Origin of the sequence: Kribbella sancticallisti, from assembly GCF_039530625.1 — a bacterium.
GTDB classification, from domain to species: domain Bacteria; phylum Actinomycetota; class Actinomycetes; order Propionibacteriales; family Kribbellaceae; genus Kribbella; species Kribbella sancticallisti.
Window position 1 is genome coordinate 189,100 of the sequence record NZ_BAAAOS010000037.1, and the last position, 14,479, is coordinate 203,578.

Genomic DNA, 14,479 nt, shown 5'->3' on the forward strand with positions numbered 1-14,479 from the left:
TCAGCTGATCCAGGGTGGGGTGCCGCGGTCGGTGTCCTCGCCGGGGACGAAGACCTTGGCGGTGCCGTGACCGGCGACCACAGCCGCGAACTCCTGCCCGGCGGTGATCCTGCGCGTCACCCCGGCGGGAAAGACGACGGTCTCGCCTTCCTTCAGGTCGATCGTCTCGTCACCGAGCTCGACTGACGCAGTACCGGCCAGTGCCGTCCAGATCTGCTCGCTGTCGAACACGTGCAGCGGACCCTGCGCGCCCTGCTTCATCTGCACCCGCCACAAGCTCAACCCGTCGCTGCCCTGGGTCGGCGAGGCGTACGTCGTCATCACCGCGTTCGGGGTCTCTGTCACTCGATACATCCCTGGCATCTCCTCACGTCGCACTTCGTCAACCTGGTTGTCGAAATAGTACACCGGGTTGTCGATCTGTCCAGCGGTTCGGGATGATGCGGGGATGGATCGGTTCGGGTTCGAGTTGCCGCTGCTGCTGGCCGGGGCGTTCCGCGGCCTGATCGACGAACTCCATCGGCGGCTGGCCGAGCGGGGCCACCCGGACCTGCGTCCGGCGTACGGGTTCGCGCTGCAGGCGGTCGGGCCGGACGGCGCGACGATGTCGGAGGTCGGCCGGCGGCTCGGGGTGTCGAAGCAGGCGGCGACCAAGACCGTCGGCAAACTGGCCGACCTCGGCTACGTGGACCGCGCGCCCGACCCCGCCGACGCCCGCGCCGTGCTGGTCACCATCACCCCCCGCGGCCGCGACTGCCTCCGTGCCTCGGCCGAGATCTTCGAGGACCTCCGCCGCGACTGGATCAAGGAGTTGGGCAAGCCCCGCCTCGAAGCGCTGGAAGCCGACCTCACCACCATGGTCAGCCGAGCCCCAACCGCCACGCTCGGCGACCTCCCCGGCTGGCTCCGCTAACTCAGCCGACCACAGGAACGGGCCCGGCTGGAGGCCGGGCCCGTTCGTGGGGGTGGGGCTGTCAGGCAGGATCGCGAGGAATGAGCAGGGCCTGCCTGACAGGTTTCAGGGGATCAGTGCTGTACCGCCTTCTCGGCGCCCGCGCCGGTGAGGGACCGGACCTCCATCTCGGCGAACTTGTCGACGTTGGTCTGCTCCTTGCTGGTCAGCGTGCCGACGATGCCGAGCACGAAGGCCAGCGGGATCGAGACGATGCCGGGGTTGTCCAGCGGGAACCAGTGGAAGTCGATGCCGGTGTCGGTGATCATCGACAGGCTGGCGCCGGTCTTGGCGTCGACCTTGCCGGAGACGACCGGGGAGAACGCGATCAGGATGATCGCCGAGCCCAGGCCGCCGTAGATGCTCCAGAGCGCGCCGCGGGTGTTGAAGCGCCGCCAGAACAGCGAGTACAGGATGGTCGGCAGGTTCGCACTGGCCGCCACCGCGAAGGCGAGGGCCACCAGGAAGGCGATGTTCTGGCCGTTGGCGAAGATGCCGCCGACGATCGCGACCACACCGATCACGACCACGGTGATCCGGGCGACCCGGACCTCGCCGTCGCCGGTGACCTGGCCCTTCTTGATCACCTGACCGTAGATGTCGTGGGCGAACGACGCGCTCGCGGTGATGGTCAGACCCGCGACCACCGCCAGGATGGTGGCGAAGGCGACCGCCGAGATTACGCCCAGCAGGATCTCCCCGCCGAGTTCGTAGGCCAGCAGTGGAGCCGCCGAGTTCGCCTTGCCGGGCGCTGCCCGGATGACGTCGGGGCCGACCAGCGCCGCGGCGCCGTACCCGAGCACCAGGGTGAACAGGTAGAAGATGCCGATGATCCAGATCGCCCAGCTGACGCTGCGACGGGCCTCACGCGAGTTCGGGACCGTGTAGAAGCGCATCAGCACGTGCGGCAGACCCGCCGTACCCAGCACCAGGGCCAGGCCGAGCGAGATGAAGTCGAGCTTGCTGATCCCCGTTGCGCCGTACTGCAGTCCCGGGTCGAGCAGCTTCTCGCCCGCCGCGCTTTTCTCGACGGCACCGCCGAGCAGACCGGACAGGTTGAAGCTGTACTTGGCGAGCACCCACAGCGTCATGATGCCGGCGCCGATGACGAGCAGCACCGCCTTGACGATCTGGACCCAGGTGGTGCCCTTCATGCCGCCGACGAGCACGTAGGTGACCATCAGCAGGCCGACCACCGCGATCACGACGCTCTGGCCGGCGCGGTTGGAGATGCCCAGCAGCAGCGCGACCAGACCACCGGCACCGGCCATCTGGGCCAGCAGGTAGAAGAAACTGACCACCAGGGTGGAGATCGCGGCGGCCATCCGGACCGGGCGCTGCTTCAGCCGGAAGGACAGTACGTCGGCCATGGTGAAGCGGCCGGTGTTCCGGAGCAGCTCCGCCACCAGCAGGAGCGCCACCAGCCAGGCGACCAGGAAGCCGATCGAGTACAGGAAGCCGTCGTACCCGTTCAGCGCGATCGCACCGGCGATACCGAGGAACGACGCGGCGGACAGGTAGTCACCGGCGATCGCGATGCCGTTCTGCGGCCCGGTGAACGAGCGGCCACCGGCGTAGTAGTCGGCGGCGGTCCGGTTGTTGCGCGAGGCCCGGATGACGATCGCCAGGGTGGCCACCACGAACAGCGCGAAGATCGCGATGTTGACGGTCGGGTTGCCGATGTCGGTTGCCAACGGCAACATCAAAGGTGCGCTCACTTGTCCGTCCCCTCGATCAGGTCACGCATCTTCTCGGCCGCCGGGTCGATCTCCTTGTCGGCCCAGCGGACGTAGATCATCGTGATCGCGAAGGTGGAGACGAACTGGCCGAGACCGAGCAGCAGTGCGACGTTGATGTTGCCGCCGACCCGCTGCGACATGAAGCCGGGGGCGTAGTCGGCGAGCAGGACGTAGAGGAAGTACCAGGCCAGGAACAGGCCGGTCATCGGGAACACGAAGCGCCGGAAGCGGCGACGCAGTTCGGTGAAGTCCGGCGAGAGCTGGACGTCACGGTACGTCGTCAGTTCCGGATCGCCGGCCGCGCTGCGGGTGTCGCTCATCGCGGGACCTCCAGACTGGATCAGGCCGGGCGGATACCGGCGCGCAGGGTTGCAGTCCGTACTGTGGGCCAGCTCACTCCCGCCCCGACACCCCCCGCGCGGGCTGAGCGCCCAATGGCGCCCAGCTCTCGACCGGCGGTGAACGCCGCTGCGATGAGCGGTCGGAACGGTACGACGAACGGTTCCACCGGGCGGTACGGCGTGGTCGAGGGCTTCAGGCCGGCGGGAAGCCGCGGTCGACGTCGACGGCTTCGGGGGTGTGCAGGCGGACCATGCTCCGGGCGGTGCCGCGGGGGATCTTGTGCGGGGTCAGCTTCGACACGACGATCACGGTGAGGAACGCGAGTGGCATCGTCCACGCCGCGGGCTGCCCGATCAGCGCCTTCGGCCAGCCGCCGCCCGGTGGCTCGATCACGTTCACCAGGACCGCGGCGATCGCGGCGACGCCACCCACCACCAGCCCGCCCGCGGCGCCGACCGTCGACATCCGGCGCCACCAGATCCCCAGCACCAGCAGCGGGCAGAACGTCGACGCGGCCACGGCGAACGCCAGGCCCACGGTGTCGGCGAGACTGAGCGCGCCGGTCAGGTTGAACGCGAGGTAGGGAACCGCGATCGCCAGCAGGGCAGCGATCCGGAAGCTGTTCACGGCCAGGTAATCCCCGCTGGTCAGCCGGTGCAGCCTGCTCCGCAACAGGTCCTGGTCGATCACGCCGGCGATGGCGACGGTCAATCCTGACGACGTCGACAGGAACGCCGCGAACGCTCCGGCGGCCACCAGAGCACCGAGCAGATCCCCTGCTGTACCAGGGAAAATCCGCCCTGGCAGCTCGAGAACGACCGTGTCAGCCCCGGTGCCGATCAGGTCGGGCGCGAAGGTCCGCCCCAGTACGGCGTACAGGGGTGGGAACAGGTAGAACGCCCCGAGCAGAGCGAGTACGACGACGGTGGTGCGACGGGCGGCTCGGCCATCGGGGTTCGTGTAGAACCGGACCAGCACGTGCGGCAGCCCCATCGTCCCGAAACAAAGGGCCAGGAGCAACGAGTACGTCGCGTACAGCGGGTGGTCCCGGCCGCCCGCGGTGGACAACGGCTCGGCCCACTCGGCGCCCGCACCCTGCAGCGATTCCAGTACTCCGGCCGGGTGCTCGGCGGACCGCCAGGCGATCAGGATGACGAAGATCGGGACGGCCAGCGCCGTGAGCTTCAGCCAGTACTGGAATGCCTGGACGAAGGTGATCGAGCGCATTCCACCGGCCGCGACGTTGATCACCACGATCACCGCGACCACGGCCGCGCCGAGCGACGGTGGTGCTCCGGTCACCGTGTGGAGCGTCAGGCCGGCGCCGCGGAGTTGAGGGAGCAGGTACAGCGTGCCGATGCCGACCACCAGGAGGGAGCAGATCCTGCGGACGACGGCGGACTCGAAGCGGGTCTCGGCGAAGTCGGGCAGGGTGTAGGCGCCGGACCTTCGCAGTGGTGCCGCGATGAGTACCAGGAGCATCAGGTAGCCGACGGTGTAGCCCACCGAGAACCACAGCATGTCGGCGCCGTTCACCAGCACGAGGCCGGCGACGCCGAGGAAAGATGCCGCCGACAAGTATTCGCCGCTGATCGCGGACGCGTTCCAGCGCGGCGTCACCGCCCGGCTGGCGACGTAGAAGTCGCTGGTGGTTCGGGAGATCCGCAGCCCGAACAGGCCGATCCCGATGGTTGCCGCAACCACCAGACCGATCGCGGTCAAGCTCATCGCCGGTGACATTCAGTGCTCCTACTTGCGTCCCACGAACTCGGTGAACTCGGTCTCGATCCGTTCGGCGTTGCGGACGTAGATGCGGGCGGCGACGTAGACGACCGGGTAGACGGCGATGCCGAGCAGCAGCCAGGGCAGCGGCAGGCCGAACACCGAGAAGGTGCGGGTGGCCGGCACCAGCAGGAAGAGCAGCGGCAGGCTGCCGAGCGTGAGGGCCGCGCCCGCGATGACGGCGAGAGCGAGCCGGAGTTGCGACTGGATCAGCGAGTGCATGTAGACCTCGCCAACCCGCGTCTGCTCGTCGATCTCCCGGGTCCCGGTGTTGATCGCCATCCGCCGTGCCGCACTGGTGCGTGGACTGGTGACCCGAACCCGCCGAGGCACCTCCGGCGTACTCACTCGCGCACCTCGGCCTGGCTGACGGGCGCTCCACGCAATCCCAGCTCGCGCGGCTCGCGTGCGTACGGGGTCGGCATGTCAGCCGCGCAAGGACGTCGAGCGGACCAGCAGGTCGCGGAGTTCGCGGGTGTGGCGGCGGCTGACGGGGAGCCAGTCGTCGCCGACCCGGACGGCGCAACGGCCGCCGTCCACGCGCATCTCGTCGACATGCGCCAGGGCGACCAGCGTGCTGCGGTGGATCCTGGTGAAGCCCGCGTCGCGCCAACGTTCTTCCAGGGTGCTGAGCGGGACCCGGACCAGATGGGAGTTCTGCCCGGTGTGCAGCCGGGCGTAGTCGCCCTGCGCCTCGACGTAGCGAACGGTGGAGCGCTGGACGAACCGGGTGACACCGGCGAGCTCGACGGGGATCGTCTCATCCTCGGCATCGTCCTGAGGCGGAGCTGCCGTCGGAGTGCCGGCGTTGACGACCCGGCGTACGGCCTCGGCCAGGCGCTCGGCCCGGACCGGCTTCATCACGTAGTCCATCGCGTCCAGGTCGAAGGCGTCGACCGCGTGCTCGTCGTACGCGGTGACGAAGACGATCCTCGGCCGGCTGGCGAACTTGGACAGCACCCGGGCCAGGTCGATCCCGTCCAGCCCGGGCATCTTGATGTCGCAGAACACCACGTCGACCTCGGCCGCCTGCAGGATCTTGAGCGCCTCCGGCCCGTTCGACGCGGTCTGGATCGGGCCGATCCGCGGGTCCTTCGACAACAGATAGACCAGCTCGGCCAGCGCGGGCTCCTCGTCGTCGGCGACAAGTGCACGCAGCGGCGGCAGCGACTCGGTCATGGGCACACACTAAGGACACTAGGCGGACGCATGCACCCCTGAGGAGTATTTGGGCACCCGGAAGCTCACCTTCGTGCCTGCCTCCGGCGCGGTCTCGACCACCAGGCCGTAGGCGTCGCCGTACACCTGCCGGAGCCGGGCGTCGACGTTGCCGAGCCCGACCGAGTCGTTGCTCGACTCGCCGGCCAGGGCGGCCCGGATCACCTCCGGATCGCTGCCGGCGCCGTCGTCCTCGACGCTGATCTCGGCCTCCAGGCCGCGGTCGTCGGCGCGGATCGTGATCCGGCCGATCCCCGTGGTCCCGTCCAGACCGTGCCGGACCGCGTTCTCCACCAGCGGCTGGACCACCAGGAACGGGATCGCCACCGACAGCACCTCCGGCGCGATCAGCAGCGACACCGTCAGCCGCTCGCCGAACCGCGCCTGCTCCAGCACCAGGTACCGCTCGACGTTGCGAAGCTCGTCCGACAAGGTGGTGAACTCGCCACCGCGTCGCAGCGCATAGCGGGAGAAGTCGGCGAACTCCAGCAGCAACTCGCGGGCGCGCTCCGGGTCGGTCCGCACGAACGACGCGATCGCGGCGAGCGCGTTGTAGATGAAGTGCGGGCTGATCTGGGCCCGGAGTGCCCGGAGTTCGGCCTCCATCGCCCGAGTGCGTTCCTTGTTCAGCTCGGCCAGTTCCACCTGGCCTGAGACCCAGCGAGCCACCTCTTCCGTGGCGCGGACCAGTGCTGCCGAGGACCGCGGGCTGTAGGCGACCAGGACGGCTACTACGCGATCCTCCGTCACGATCGGAGCCACTACCGCAGTACGGATCGGGCACTGCGGGTCGTCGCAAGCAACGTCGTGCGCACCCAGTACTGCGGTCCTACCGGTGCGCAGGGTGGGAGCCGCGATGGCCTTGGCGTCCCTGCGGTGGTTGCTCTCGTACGGACCGCCTACGCCATCCCAGGCCAGTACTCCGGACGAGTCGCAGATGGCGATCGCCGCAGTACCGAGGAGGTCCCGCAGATGCTTGCTGGCCTTTCCTGCCGCTGACGGAGTGAGGCCTTCGCGCAGGCTCGGCGTGGCCAGGGAGGCGGTATGCAGGGTCGCATACGTCGCCTTGTCGGCCGGAGTTCCGAAGTGCTTCCGTCGCCGCGCGAACATGCCCCGACGGTAGCCGCTCAGACCTCCGAGCGCGGCCTGAACGCCTCGAGCGCCTCTGTGTCGGAGTAGTTGGCGAGGAGGTACTCGTCCGACCAGCCGTCGATACCGGAGTACGACGAGTGCTTGGCGAGGTACTCCGCTGCCTTGGCGGTGTCGAAGTACGTCCTGCGGAGTTCCACCCCGGCGGGAGTCAGGAGAGCCCAGCTAGCCCCCGGAGCGCCGTACGGCATCCCGACGCTGCCTGCGTTGACCACGAGCCGCCGATCGACCTGCCGCGCGTAGGGCATGTGGGTGTGCCCGCACACGACGGTCCGGACCTCAGCCGGTACTCCGCTCAGCACGTCCGCCCACCGTGAGATCGGACTGTCGACGAGCACCATCTCCTCGTCGTCCCGGGGAGTCGCGTGGCAGATCAAGGTGTTCCCGATGGTCACGCTGGTCGGCAGCCGGTCCAGCAACTCCACCTGATCCACCCGCAACGCCGCGGCCGCCCACGAACTCACCTGGTCCTGCGGCTCGCCCTCGAACTCCCCACGCGCCATCGCCACCAGTTCACGATCCGCGTTCCCCCGAACCCAGACCGCTCGCTCACCCAACGACACCAGCAGATCCAGCGTCTCCACCGGCATGGGCCCACTCGCTATGTCGCCGGCCAGCACCACCGCGTCCGCAGTACCGACGTCGGGCTCAGCCAGCACGGCTTCCAACGCGGGCAACACCCCATGGATGTCCGCCAACACCACGATCCGTTCCATCCGCCCAGTCTGCCGCCGAACGGCGGCCCGGTCCCGGGGGTTAGCTGGCAGCAGACGCCGTCAGGAACCGATCGAGGCGCCGGTGCCGCTCAGCGGCGTGGCCAGTTCGCAAGCTCCGGTGGTGAGGGTGCAGCGGATGATGGCCCGGCTGCCGTAGCCGTCCTCGCCACCTCCGTCGGTGGCATCCGCGACGATGAGGAGATGCTGGTCGTCCTCGGCGACGGTCTGGTGGAAGCAGCCCGACCACTCGCGGAACAGCCGGCCCGTCGTCGCGTCCAGGGCTGCGGCGGTCCCGGCGCAGTACCCGTCGGCGTACGCCGGTCCACCGAAGGCCGTGCGGCCGTCCGGCGTGAAGCCCTGGACGCTGCTCTCGCAGGTCCGCCAGAGGCGCTTGCCGGTGGCGACCACCGTGACGTCCGAGCACGAGCCGGCGTCGGTGATCTGGCTCATCGAGGCGGTGATCCGGCCGTCGGGGGAGAGCGCGCTGGGCGAACCGATGGTGATCTCGGTGGCCTTCGAGGAGCCCGGCGTCCAGGAGTAGAACTGCCAGGCGCCTCGGTCGTCGGTGTCGGCCCGGAAGTAGACCTTCCCGTCGACGTAGCCGAGCACCCTGAGATTCGAGTCGTTCGGTCGCTTGAGCGTCTCCACGTCCAGGCCCGAGTCGGCGTACAAGGTGCCGCCCTTGAGCGCTCCTCCGTCGTCGCCTCGGCGAGTCGCCGCGTACGCCGTCGCGGAGCCGTCCGCGGCCGACACGATCGAACTGACGTCGGCAACCCGGCGGACCTCGCCGTCGGTCGGCCCGAGCTTGAGCAACTCCGACCCCGACCCCTTGCCGACGACGGCGAGCACCACGACGTTCTGCCGGGCGATCTGGTGAATCGGCTCCTTGCCCGGGATCTTCACGGCGCCACCGGCGCCACCGCGGACCTCCCGGCCGATCAGGTACGGAACCTGGGGTTCGCGCCCCTTGGGGAGCTTGGCCAGGTTCACCGGGACCTTGACCGGACCGCTGGGAGTGACGGTCGGCGTCGACGTCGGCGGGCGCGACGGTGTCTTACTGGGCGAGGCGGTCGTCGGCGAGGTCGAGGGCGCCTTGGTCGGAGCCGAGAGCGGGGCGGCATCGGCGCTGGCGTTGCTGGGACCTTGCCGGTACGCGAGCACGCCGCCGATGGCGACCGCCGCTACCGCGACGGCAGCGACCACCACGACCAGCCGGCCGTTGTTCTGCCTCATCTCCAGGCTCCTTACAGTCGTACGTCGAACCACATCGTCGCATCGACGCGTTCCCCTGCCGGTATGACGCCCGGCCGGGTGGTTTTGTTGTCAGACCCCGATCGCGACCGCGGTGCTGCTCAGTCCGGTGGCGAGCTCGCAGCCGCCGGTGGTGACGTCGCAGCGCAGGATCGCGGACGTCGGCCCGTTCGCGCCGTCGATCGGGCCGCCGCCGGTGTGCAGCAGCACATGCTGGTCGTCCTCGGCGACGGCCAGGCCGAACGATCCGCTCCACTCGCGGATCAGCTTCCCGGACTTCGTCTCCAGCGCCCTGACCAGGCCGGCCGGACCGTTGGCTCCGTAGGCAGCGACGGTGAGCGTGGTGGCGGCGTCGGGCGTGAAGCCGGTGACGAGATCCTCGCAGGTCTTCCACAGCCTTTTGCCGGTGCCGACCGCGGTCACCGTCGAGCACGTCCGCGCGGTGTCCGTGCTGGTGATCGAGGCGGCGATCTCGCCGTCGCCGGACACGACGCTCGCCGAGGGAACGGTGCTGACCTGCTTCCCGGCCGCCGCACCCGGAACCCACTCGTAGAGTTTCCAGGGTCCGGTCATCTCGGTATGGACCCGGTAATAGACCCTGCCGTTCGCCAGTCCGGCCAGGTGAACCTCCGCGTTCGGCACGGCCAGCTTCTCGATCCCGCCGGAGGTCTCGGCGTACAGGACGGCCCCCAGGAGCGGTTCGCCGTTGGGCCCGGTGCGGACCGCCACGTAGGCGACGGTGCCGTCTTCGCCGCTGATCATCGAGCTGACGTCCGGGGTGTGCCTCGTCGGCTTGGCCGGGTGGATCCGGAGGAGTTCCGTGCCCTTTCCTTTGGTGACGACCGCCATGGCGTCGTTGCCGAGCCGGGCGATCGCCATGATGGACTCCGTCCCCGGAATCCGCACGGCGCCACCGCCACCGCCCCGAACCTCCCGGCCGACGAGATGGGGCCGTTGGGGAGCGCGCCCCTGGACGAGCTTGGCAGGGTCGACGGTGACCCTGACCGGGTTGACCGGGGACCTCGAAGGCGTGGTCCGGGGAGTCGCCGGCGGGGTGACCGGCGCCTTGACTGACGGCGTCGCCGACGGCGGGGCCGGAGTACTCGCTCTCGGTGTCTGCGGCGCCGGAGTACTCGGACCCGGCAGCGGTTCGGCCGTCGCACTCTCGGCCTCAGGCTCCTGCCGGTAGGCGAGCGCGCCGCCGACAGCCACCGCGGCCACCGCGACAGCGGCAACCAAGGCGACCAACCGGCCGTTGTTCCCCGTCATGTGCCCCCACTCCCCGGCCGGCACTCGCCGGTTTCACCATCGGTCGTTCCCCGTCCCGGCTTGGACGCGAGCCGAATCCGTTTTGTTCGTCATGACCCCGAGAGCAGCGGGACGGAGCCCAACGGTGTGGCCGGTTTCGCACTCCGCCAGGCCCCGTTTCGGTTGCGAACACGCGCTCCGGCGACCAGGTCGCAGGAACGATCGAGCATAATGCGGGGATGGACCAGCCACCGCGGATCGGCCGGTACTCCCTGGTCCGCCGGGTGGGTGCCGGTGGTTTCGCGACCGTCTGGCTGGCCAGGGACGAGCAACTCGACGCCGAGGTCGCCGTCAAGATTTTGTCCGACAACTGGATCGACCAGGACGACGTACGCCGTCGCTTCCTGGCCGAGGGGCGCTTCCTGCGCCGGGTCGACTCGCCCCACGTCGTCGGCGTGCACGACGTCGGCGAGGCCGAGGACGGCCGTCCCTATCTCGTCCTGACGTACGCCGACGGCGGCTCGCTGGCCGACAAGATCAAGGCCGGGCCGCTGGAGGTCGCCGAGGTGGTCGAGGTGATCACCCAGGTCGGCAGCGGGCTGAAGCAGTTGCACGCCCGCGGCGTGCTGCACCGCGACGTGAAACCGGCGAACGTGCTCTTCCGGACCGACCCGGCCGGCGACCGCGCGATGCTCGGCGACCTCGGCCTGGGCAAGTCCCTGGAGACCGTCTCCCAGTTGACGATGCCCGGCGGTACTCCGGCGTACGTCGCGCCGGAGCAGGTGATGGGCGACCGGCTCGACCAGCGCGCGGATCTGTACTCGCTGGGCGCGGTCGCCTATGCGGCCTTCACCGGCCAGCCTCCGCACGGCGTCGCCAGCCTCGGCGCGGTGATGCGGATCGACGCGCCACCGCCGTCGATGAGCACCTTGCGCGACGACATCCCCGACGCGATCGACGTCGTCGTACGGCGTGCCCTCGAGCCCGACCGCGACAAGCGCTGGCCCGACCTCGACAGCTTCCTCGACGCGCTCCGCGAGGCCCACGAAACCGGCAGGATCCCCGCCGGCCTGGTCCCTGCCGAGGAACTCCCCAAACCGACCGGACTGGCCCCCGTCGACCAGGAGACCGCCCCCTCGGACGCCAACGCGGCCACCGTCGCCGGCACCGGAACCGGCCTCGCAGACAAGACCACCGCACCAGTACCGATAGCCGCACCCGCAGAACCCCGCCGCCGCTCGGGCGGAGCATGGGTGTTCGCGGTGCTCGCCGGCCTCGTCCTGGCGGCCGCGGGCGGCTACGGCGGCTATCAGTTCATCCTGAGCCGCCCGGTCACCGTCACCTCGGGATCGCTGTCCGTCGAGGTCCCGCGGACGTGGGACCAGAAGTCGGTAGGCGACGGAGTTCTGCTGGTCAGCACGGACACCGGGCTGTGGCGGGCGAACTCGGTGCCCGGTGTCTTCGTCGGTATGGCGGGTGCCCTCCCGACGGCCGCGGTACCGCCCAGCGGTTGCTCTCTGGGCGCATCGGACCCAGGCGACGTCGACGACAAGACGGCCGTCACCTATCACTACAACTGCGAGAGCGACATGGTGACCGAGCGGTACATCAAGCTCTCCGACACCCAGTCGGTCCGGATCCAGGTGCACAGCGACGATCCGGACCAACTGCGCCAGGTGCTCGACTCGGTGACCTACTAGCTGGTTACGGCACCAAGGACGTCAAGGACGACGACGAGGCCTTGTGGAAGCGCGGGATGACGTTGAGGGTCGCCGGGTCCGAGGCGTAGAGGTGGGAGCCGGACTCGTAGACCAGGTACGCGGTGCCGTTGTACTCGGTGATGCCCTCGGTCATGCTCGGGGCACGGAAGCAGCTCAGCGCGGCGGCGTCGAGATCCTTCTGCCCGCGCCGTACGACGTACAGGTTGCTGCGGTTCCCCCGCCCGTACGACGTGCTGTAGATGAACTGGTTCGCCGTCACCATCAGGCCCTGCGTCTTGGTCGGCACCTCCCACGCACCGGCGAGGGTGGTCAGCGTGCCGTCGTCGGCGATCTTGTACTCGTACATGGTGCCGCGGCCGGTCTCGTTGAAGCTGCCGGAGAAGATGGAGTCGCCGTAGCTGGTCAGGAACGAGGCGCCCGCGACGTTGCGCGCGGTACCGACCTGCGCCAGGTACGGCGTACCGGCGGCCTTCAGGGCGTCGCGGAGTTCGGTGAGCCGGTACTTGCGGATCGAACTCCCCGCGCCCGACACGAACGCCCAGCCCTTGCTCGTGGTGATCCCGCCGACGTGGGACTCGGCGATCGCGACCACTCCGACGGTGGAGCCGGTGGCCGGGTCGATGCCGTAGATCTGCGAGTCGGCGCCGCCGCGGTACGACGAGACGAGCAGCAGGTTCTTGCCGGAGCCGTCCCAGTTGTACCAAGTGCCGGCGCCCTGCGGGGTGTGCGTGCTGAGGTTGGGGATGCCCACGCTGTTGCTGAACCGGGCGTCGTACTTCCTCGAGGCCGAAGGGCCGTCGTAGAAGGTGGCGCCACCGGTGGTCGAGGTGTCGCAGGTGATCGCGGCGGTGGCGATGGTGGGTGCGCTGACCGCGGTCAGAGCTGCCGCAGTACTGAGGAAAGCGGTCAGAATGGCTAAGGGGCGGGCCATGATGTCCTCTCGGTTTTGGGTAGAAACCTTCGGAAATCATGACTTTATCCGTAGATTGCTGACCACGCAGCGCTACGCCGTACCGTAGGCCCCATGTCTGACTTGTCTGCGGCCATCGACCGCGTGCTGCCGTCTGTTCGTGCCGACCTCGAGGACCTCATCCGGATCCCGTCGGTCAGTGCTGATCCCGCCCGCGCCGCCGACGTCCAGCGGTCCGCCGAGGCGACCGCCGCGTTGTTCGAGGCGGAGGGGTTCTCGGTGCGGATCGTGCGCGCCGGTGAGGGGGCCCCCGCGGTGATCGCGAAGAAGCCGGCGCCGGAGGGCAAGCCGACCGTGCTGCTCTACGCGCACCACGACGTGCAGCCGGCGGGCGCGGTCGAGGAGTGGACCTCGGAGCCGTTCGAGCCGACCGAGCGCGACGGCCGGCTGTACGCCCGCGGCGCCGCCGACGACAAGGCCGGCATCGCGGCCCACCTTGCCGCCGTACGGGCCTTTGGCAACGATCTGCCGGTCGGCGTGACGGTGTTCGTCGAGGGCGAGGAGGAGACCGGCTCGCCGACCCTGCTGCGACTGCTGGACGAGTACGGCGACGAACTGACCGCCGACGCGATCGTGATCGCCGACTCGGGCAACTGGGCGATCGGCCGCCCCGCGCTGACCGTGTCGCTGCGCGGTCTGGTCGACTGCTACGTCGAGGTGCGGACGCTGAAGCACGCCGTCCACTCCGGGCTGTTCGGCGGTGCCGTGCCGGACGCGCTGACCTCGCTGTGCCGGCTGCTGGCCAGCTTGCACAACGACAACGGCGACGTCGCGGTCGACGGACTGCACGCGACACGCGCGGCCGACCTGGAATATCCCGAGGACCGGTTCCGGGCCGAGTCGAGCGTGCTGGACTCGGTGAAGCTGATCGGCTCCGGCAGCCTGGTCGACCGGTTGTGGACCCGGCCGGCGATCGCGGTACTGGCCATCGACGCGCCCCGGGTCGCCGACGCGAGCAACACCCTGGTCCCGGTCGCCCGGGCGAAGGTCAGCCTCCGGCTCGCCCCCGGCGACGAAGCGGCCAAGGCGATGGAGGCCCTGCGCAACCACCTCGAGGAGAACGCGCCCTGGGGTGCTCAGGTCACTGTCACCGAAGGCGATCTGGGCCAGCCGTGCTCGATCAACGCCCGCGGTACGGCGTACGACGCGGCCCGGTCCGCGTTCGCCACGGCCTGGGGTGTGGAGCCGGTCGACATGGGCATGGGCGGCTCGATTCCGTTCATCGCGGAGTTCCAGCAGGCCTTCCCGAACGCGGCCGTTCTGGTCACCGGGGTGGAGGACCCGGACACCCGCGCGCACGGGATCGACGAGGGTCTGCACCTCGAGGAGTTCGCCAAGGTCTGCCTGGCCGAGGCGCTTCTTCTTCAGAACTTGGCCTGATCATCGGTACC

At 69.4% G+C, this 14,479-nt stretch carries 14 protein-coding genes; 3 read left to right on the forward strand and 11 right to left on the reverse strand.

Going from position 1 to position 14,479, the window contains the following annotated elements; genetic code table 11:
• Positions 1 to 354, reverse strand: coding sequence for a cupin domain-containing protein (locus ABD255_RS25850; protein WP_344218325.1), 354 nt, complete (start codon positions 352 to 354; stop codon positions 1 to 3).
• A gap of 94 nt (positions 355 to 448) precedes the next feature.
• Here ABD255_RS25850 and ABD255_RS25855 point away from each other — a divergent pair, with 94 nt between their 5' ends.
• Positions 449 to 913 (forward strand): MarR family winged helix-turn-helix transcriptional regulator, encoded by a 465-nt coding sequence (locus tag ABD255_RS25855; protein ID WP_344218327.1) that lies wholly within the window; start codon positions 449 to 451, stop codon positions 911 to 913.
• A 113-nt stretch (positions 914 to 1,026) separates the two neighbouring features.
• On the opposite strand, the gene ABD255_RS25860 is transcribed toward ABD255_RS25855, so the two are convergent.
• From ABD255_RS25860 to ABD255_RS25900, 9 genes are all read right to left on the reverse strand, one after another.
• Positions 1,027 to 2,670, reverse strand: coding sequence for a solute symporter family protein (locus ABD255_RS25860; protein ID WP_425554526.1), 1,644 nt, complete (start codon positions 2,668 to 2,670; stop codon positions 1,027 to 1,029).
• On the reverse strand, positions 2,667 to 3,011 hold the full coding sequence (locus ABD255_RS25865; protein ID WP_344218329.1) for a DUF485 domain-containing protein: 345 nt from the start codon (positions 3,009 to 3,011) through the stop codon (positions 2,667 to 2,669). The genes ABD255_RS25860 and ABD255_RS25865 overlap by 4 nt, the downstream gene beginning before the upstream one ends.
• Positions 3,012 to 3,225: 214 nt before the next feature.
• On the reverse strand, positions 3,226 to 4,773 hold the full coding sequence (locus tag ABD255_RS25870) for a sodium/solute symporter (RefSeq protein ID WP_344218331.1): 1,548 nt from the start codon (positions 4,771 to 4,773) through the stop codon (positions 3,226 to 3,228).
• A gap of 9 nt (positions 4,774 to 4,782) precedes the next feature.
• Positions 4,783 to 5,163, reverse strand: coding sequence for a hypothetical protein (locus tag ABD255_RS25875; protein ID WP_344218333.1), 381 nt, complete (start codon positions 5,161 to 5,163; stop codon positions 4,783 to 4,785).
• A gap of 78 nt (positions 5,164 to 5,241) precedes the next feature.
• Positions 5,242 to 5,994 (reverse strand): LytR/AlgR family response regulator transcription factor, encoded by a 753-nt coding sequence (locus ABD255_RS25880; RefSeq protein WP_344218335.1) that lies wholly within the window; start codon positions 5,992 to 5,994, stop codon positions 5,242 to 5,244.
• An 18-nt stretch (positions 5,995 to 6,012) separates the two neighbouring features.
• Positions 6,013 to 7,143 carry a histidine kinase gene (locus tag ABD255_RS25885; protein WP_344218337.1) on the reverse strand — a complete coding sequence of 377 codons (1,131 nt, stop codon included), beginning with the start codon at positions 7,141 to 7,143 and terminating at the stop codon, positions 6,013 to 6,015.
• A 17-nt stretch (positions 7,144 to 7,160) separates the two neighbouring features.
• Positions 7,161 to 7,898: a metallophosphoesterase family protein gene (locus ABD255_RS25890; RefSeq protein WP_344218339.1), complete on the reverse strand. Its 738-nt coding sequence runs from the start codon at positions 7,896 to 7,898 to the stop codon at positions 7,161 to 7,163.
• A gap of 60 nt (positions 7,899 to 7,958) precedes the next feature.
• Positions 7,959 to 9,131 (reverse strand): hypothetical protein, encoded by a 1,173-nt coding sequence (locus ABD255_RS25895; RefSeq protein ID WP_344218341.1) that lies wholly within the window; start codon positions 9,129 to 9,131, stop codon positions 7,959 to 7,961.
• A gap of 90 nt (positions 9,132 to 9,221) precedes the next feature.
• Positions 9,222 to 10,418 carry a hypothetical protein gene (locus ABD255_RS25900; RefSeq protein ID WP_344218343.1) on the reverse strand — a complete coding sequence of 399 codons (1,197 nt, stop codon included), beginning with the start codon at positions 10,416 to 10,418 and terminating at the stop codon, positions 9,222 to 9,224.
• Positions 10,419 to 10,636: 218 nt separating this feature from the next.
• Between ABD255_RS25900 and ABD255_RS25905 the strand changes: the two genes are divergently transcribed.
• Positions 10,637 to 12,097: a serine/threonine-protein kinase gene (locus ABD255_RS25905; protein ID WP_344218345.1), complete on the forward strand. Its 1,461-nt coding sequence runs from the start codon at positions 10,637 to 10,639 to the stop codon at positions 12,095 to 12,097.
• 4 nt (positions 12,098 to 12,101) lie between these two features.
• Here the strand turns inward: ABD255_RS25905 and ABD255_RS25910 are convergent, their stop codons facing one another.
• A complete protein-coding gene (locus ABD255_RS25910; RefSeq protein WP_344218347.1) occupies positions 12,102 to 13,049 on the reverse strand; it encodes a hypothetical protein in 948 nt (315 codons plus the stop codon).
• Positions 13,050 to 13,142: 93 nt separating this feature from the next.
• On the opposite strand from ABD255_RS25910, the gene ABD255_RS25915 reads away from it, so the two are divergent.
• Positions 13,143 to 14,468 carry a dipeptidase gene (locus ABD255_RS25915; protein WP_344218349.1) on the forward strand — a complete coding sequence of 442 codons (1,326 nt, stop codon included), beginning with the start codon at positions 13,143 to 13,145 and terminating at the stop codon, positions 14,466 to 14,468.
• The last annotated feature ends 11 nt before the right edge of the window (positions 14,469 to 14,479 follow it).

Excerpts from the sequence above, each read along its gene's own strand:
- ABD255_RS25910 (WP_344218347.1), bottom strand. The coding sequence starts at position 13,049 with ATGGCCCGCCCCTTAGCCATTCTGACCGCTTTCCTCAGTACTGCGGCA.
- ABD255_RS25915 (WP_344218349.1), top strand. The coding sequence starts at position 13,143 with ATGTCTGACTTGTCTGCGGCCATCGACCGCGTGCTGCCGTCTGTTCGT.
- ABD255_RS25855 (WP_344218327.1), top strand. The coding sequence starts at position 449 with ATGGATCGGTTCGGGTTCGAGTTGCCGCTGCTGCTGGCCGGGGCGTTC.
- ABD255_RS25885 (WP_344218337.1), bottom strand. The coding sequence starts at position 7,143 with ATGTTCGCGCGGCGACGGAAGCACTTCGGAACTCCGGCCGACAAGGCG.
- ABD255_RS25895 (WP_344218341.1), bottom strand. The coding sequence starts at position 9,131 with ATGAGGCAGAACAACGGCCGGCTGGTCGTGGTGGTCGCTGCCGTCGCG.
- ABD255_RS25865 (WP_344218329.1), bottom strand. The coding sequence starts at position 3,011 with ATGAGCGACACCCGCAGCGCGGCCGGCGATCCGGAACTGACGACGTAC.
- ABD255_RS25890 (WP_344218339.1), bottom strand. The coding sequence starts at position 7,898 with ATGGAACGGATCGTGGTGTTGGCGGACATCCATGGGGTGTTGCCCGCG.
- ABD255_RS25870 (WP_344218331.1), bottom strand. The coding sequence starts at position 4,773 with ATGTCACCGGCGATGAGCTTGACCGCGATCGGTCTGGTGGTTGCGGCA.
- ABD255_RS25880 (WP_344218335.1), bottom strand. The coding sequence starts at position 5,994 with ATGACCGAGTCGCTGCCGCCGCTGCGTGCACTTGTCGCCGACGACGAG.
- ABD255_RS25900 (WP_344218343.1), bottom strand. The coding sequence starts at position 10,418 with ATGACGGGGAACAACGGCCGGTTGGTCGCCTTGGTTGCCGCTGTCGCG.
- ABD255_RS25850 (WP_344218325.1), bottom strand. The coding sequence starts at position 354 with ATGTATCGAGTGACAGAGACCCCGAACGCGGTGATGACGACGTACGCC.
- ABD255_RS25905 (WP_344218345.1), top strand. The coding sequence starts at position 10,637 with ATGGACCAGCCACCGCGGATCGGCCGGTACTCCCTGGTCCGCCGGGTG.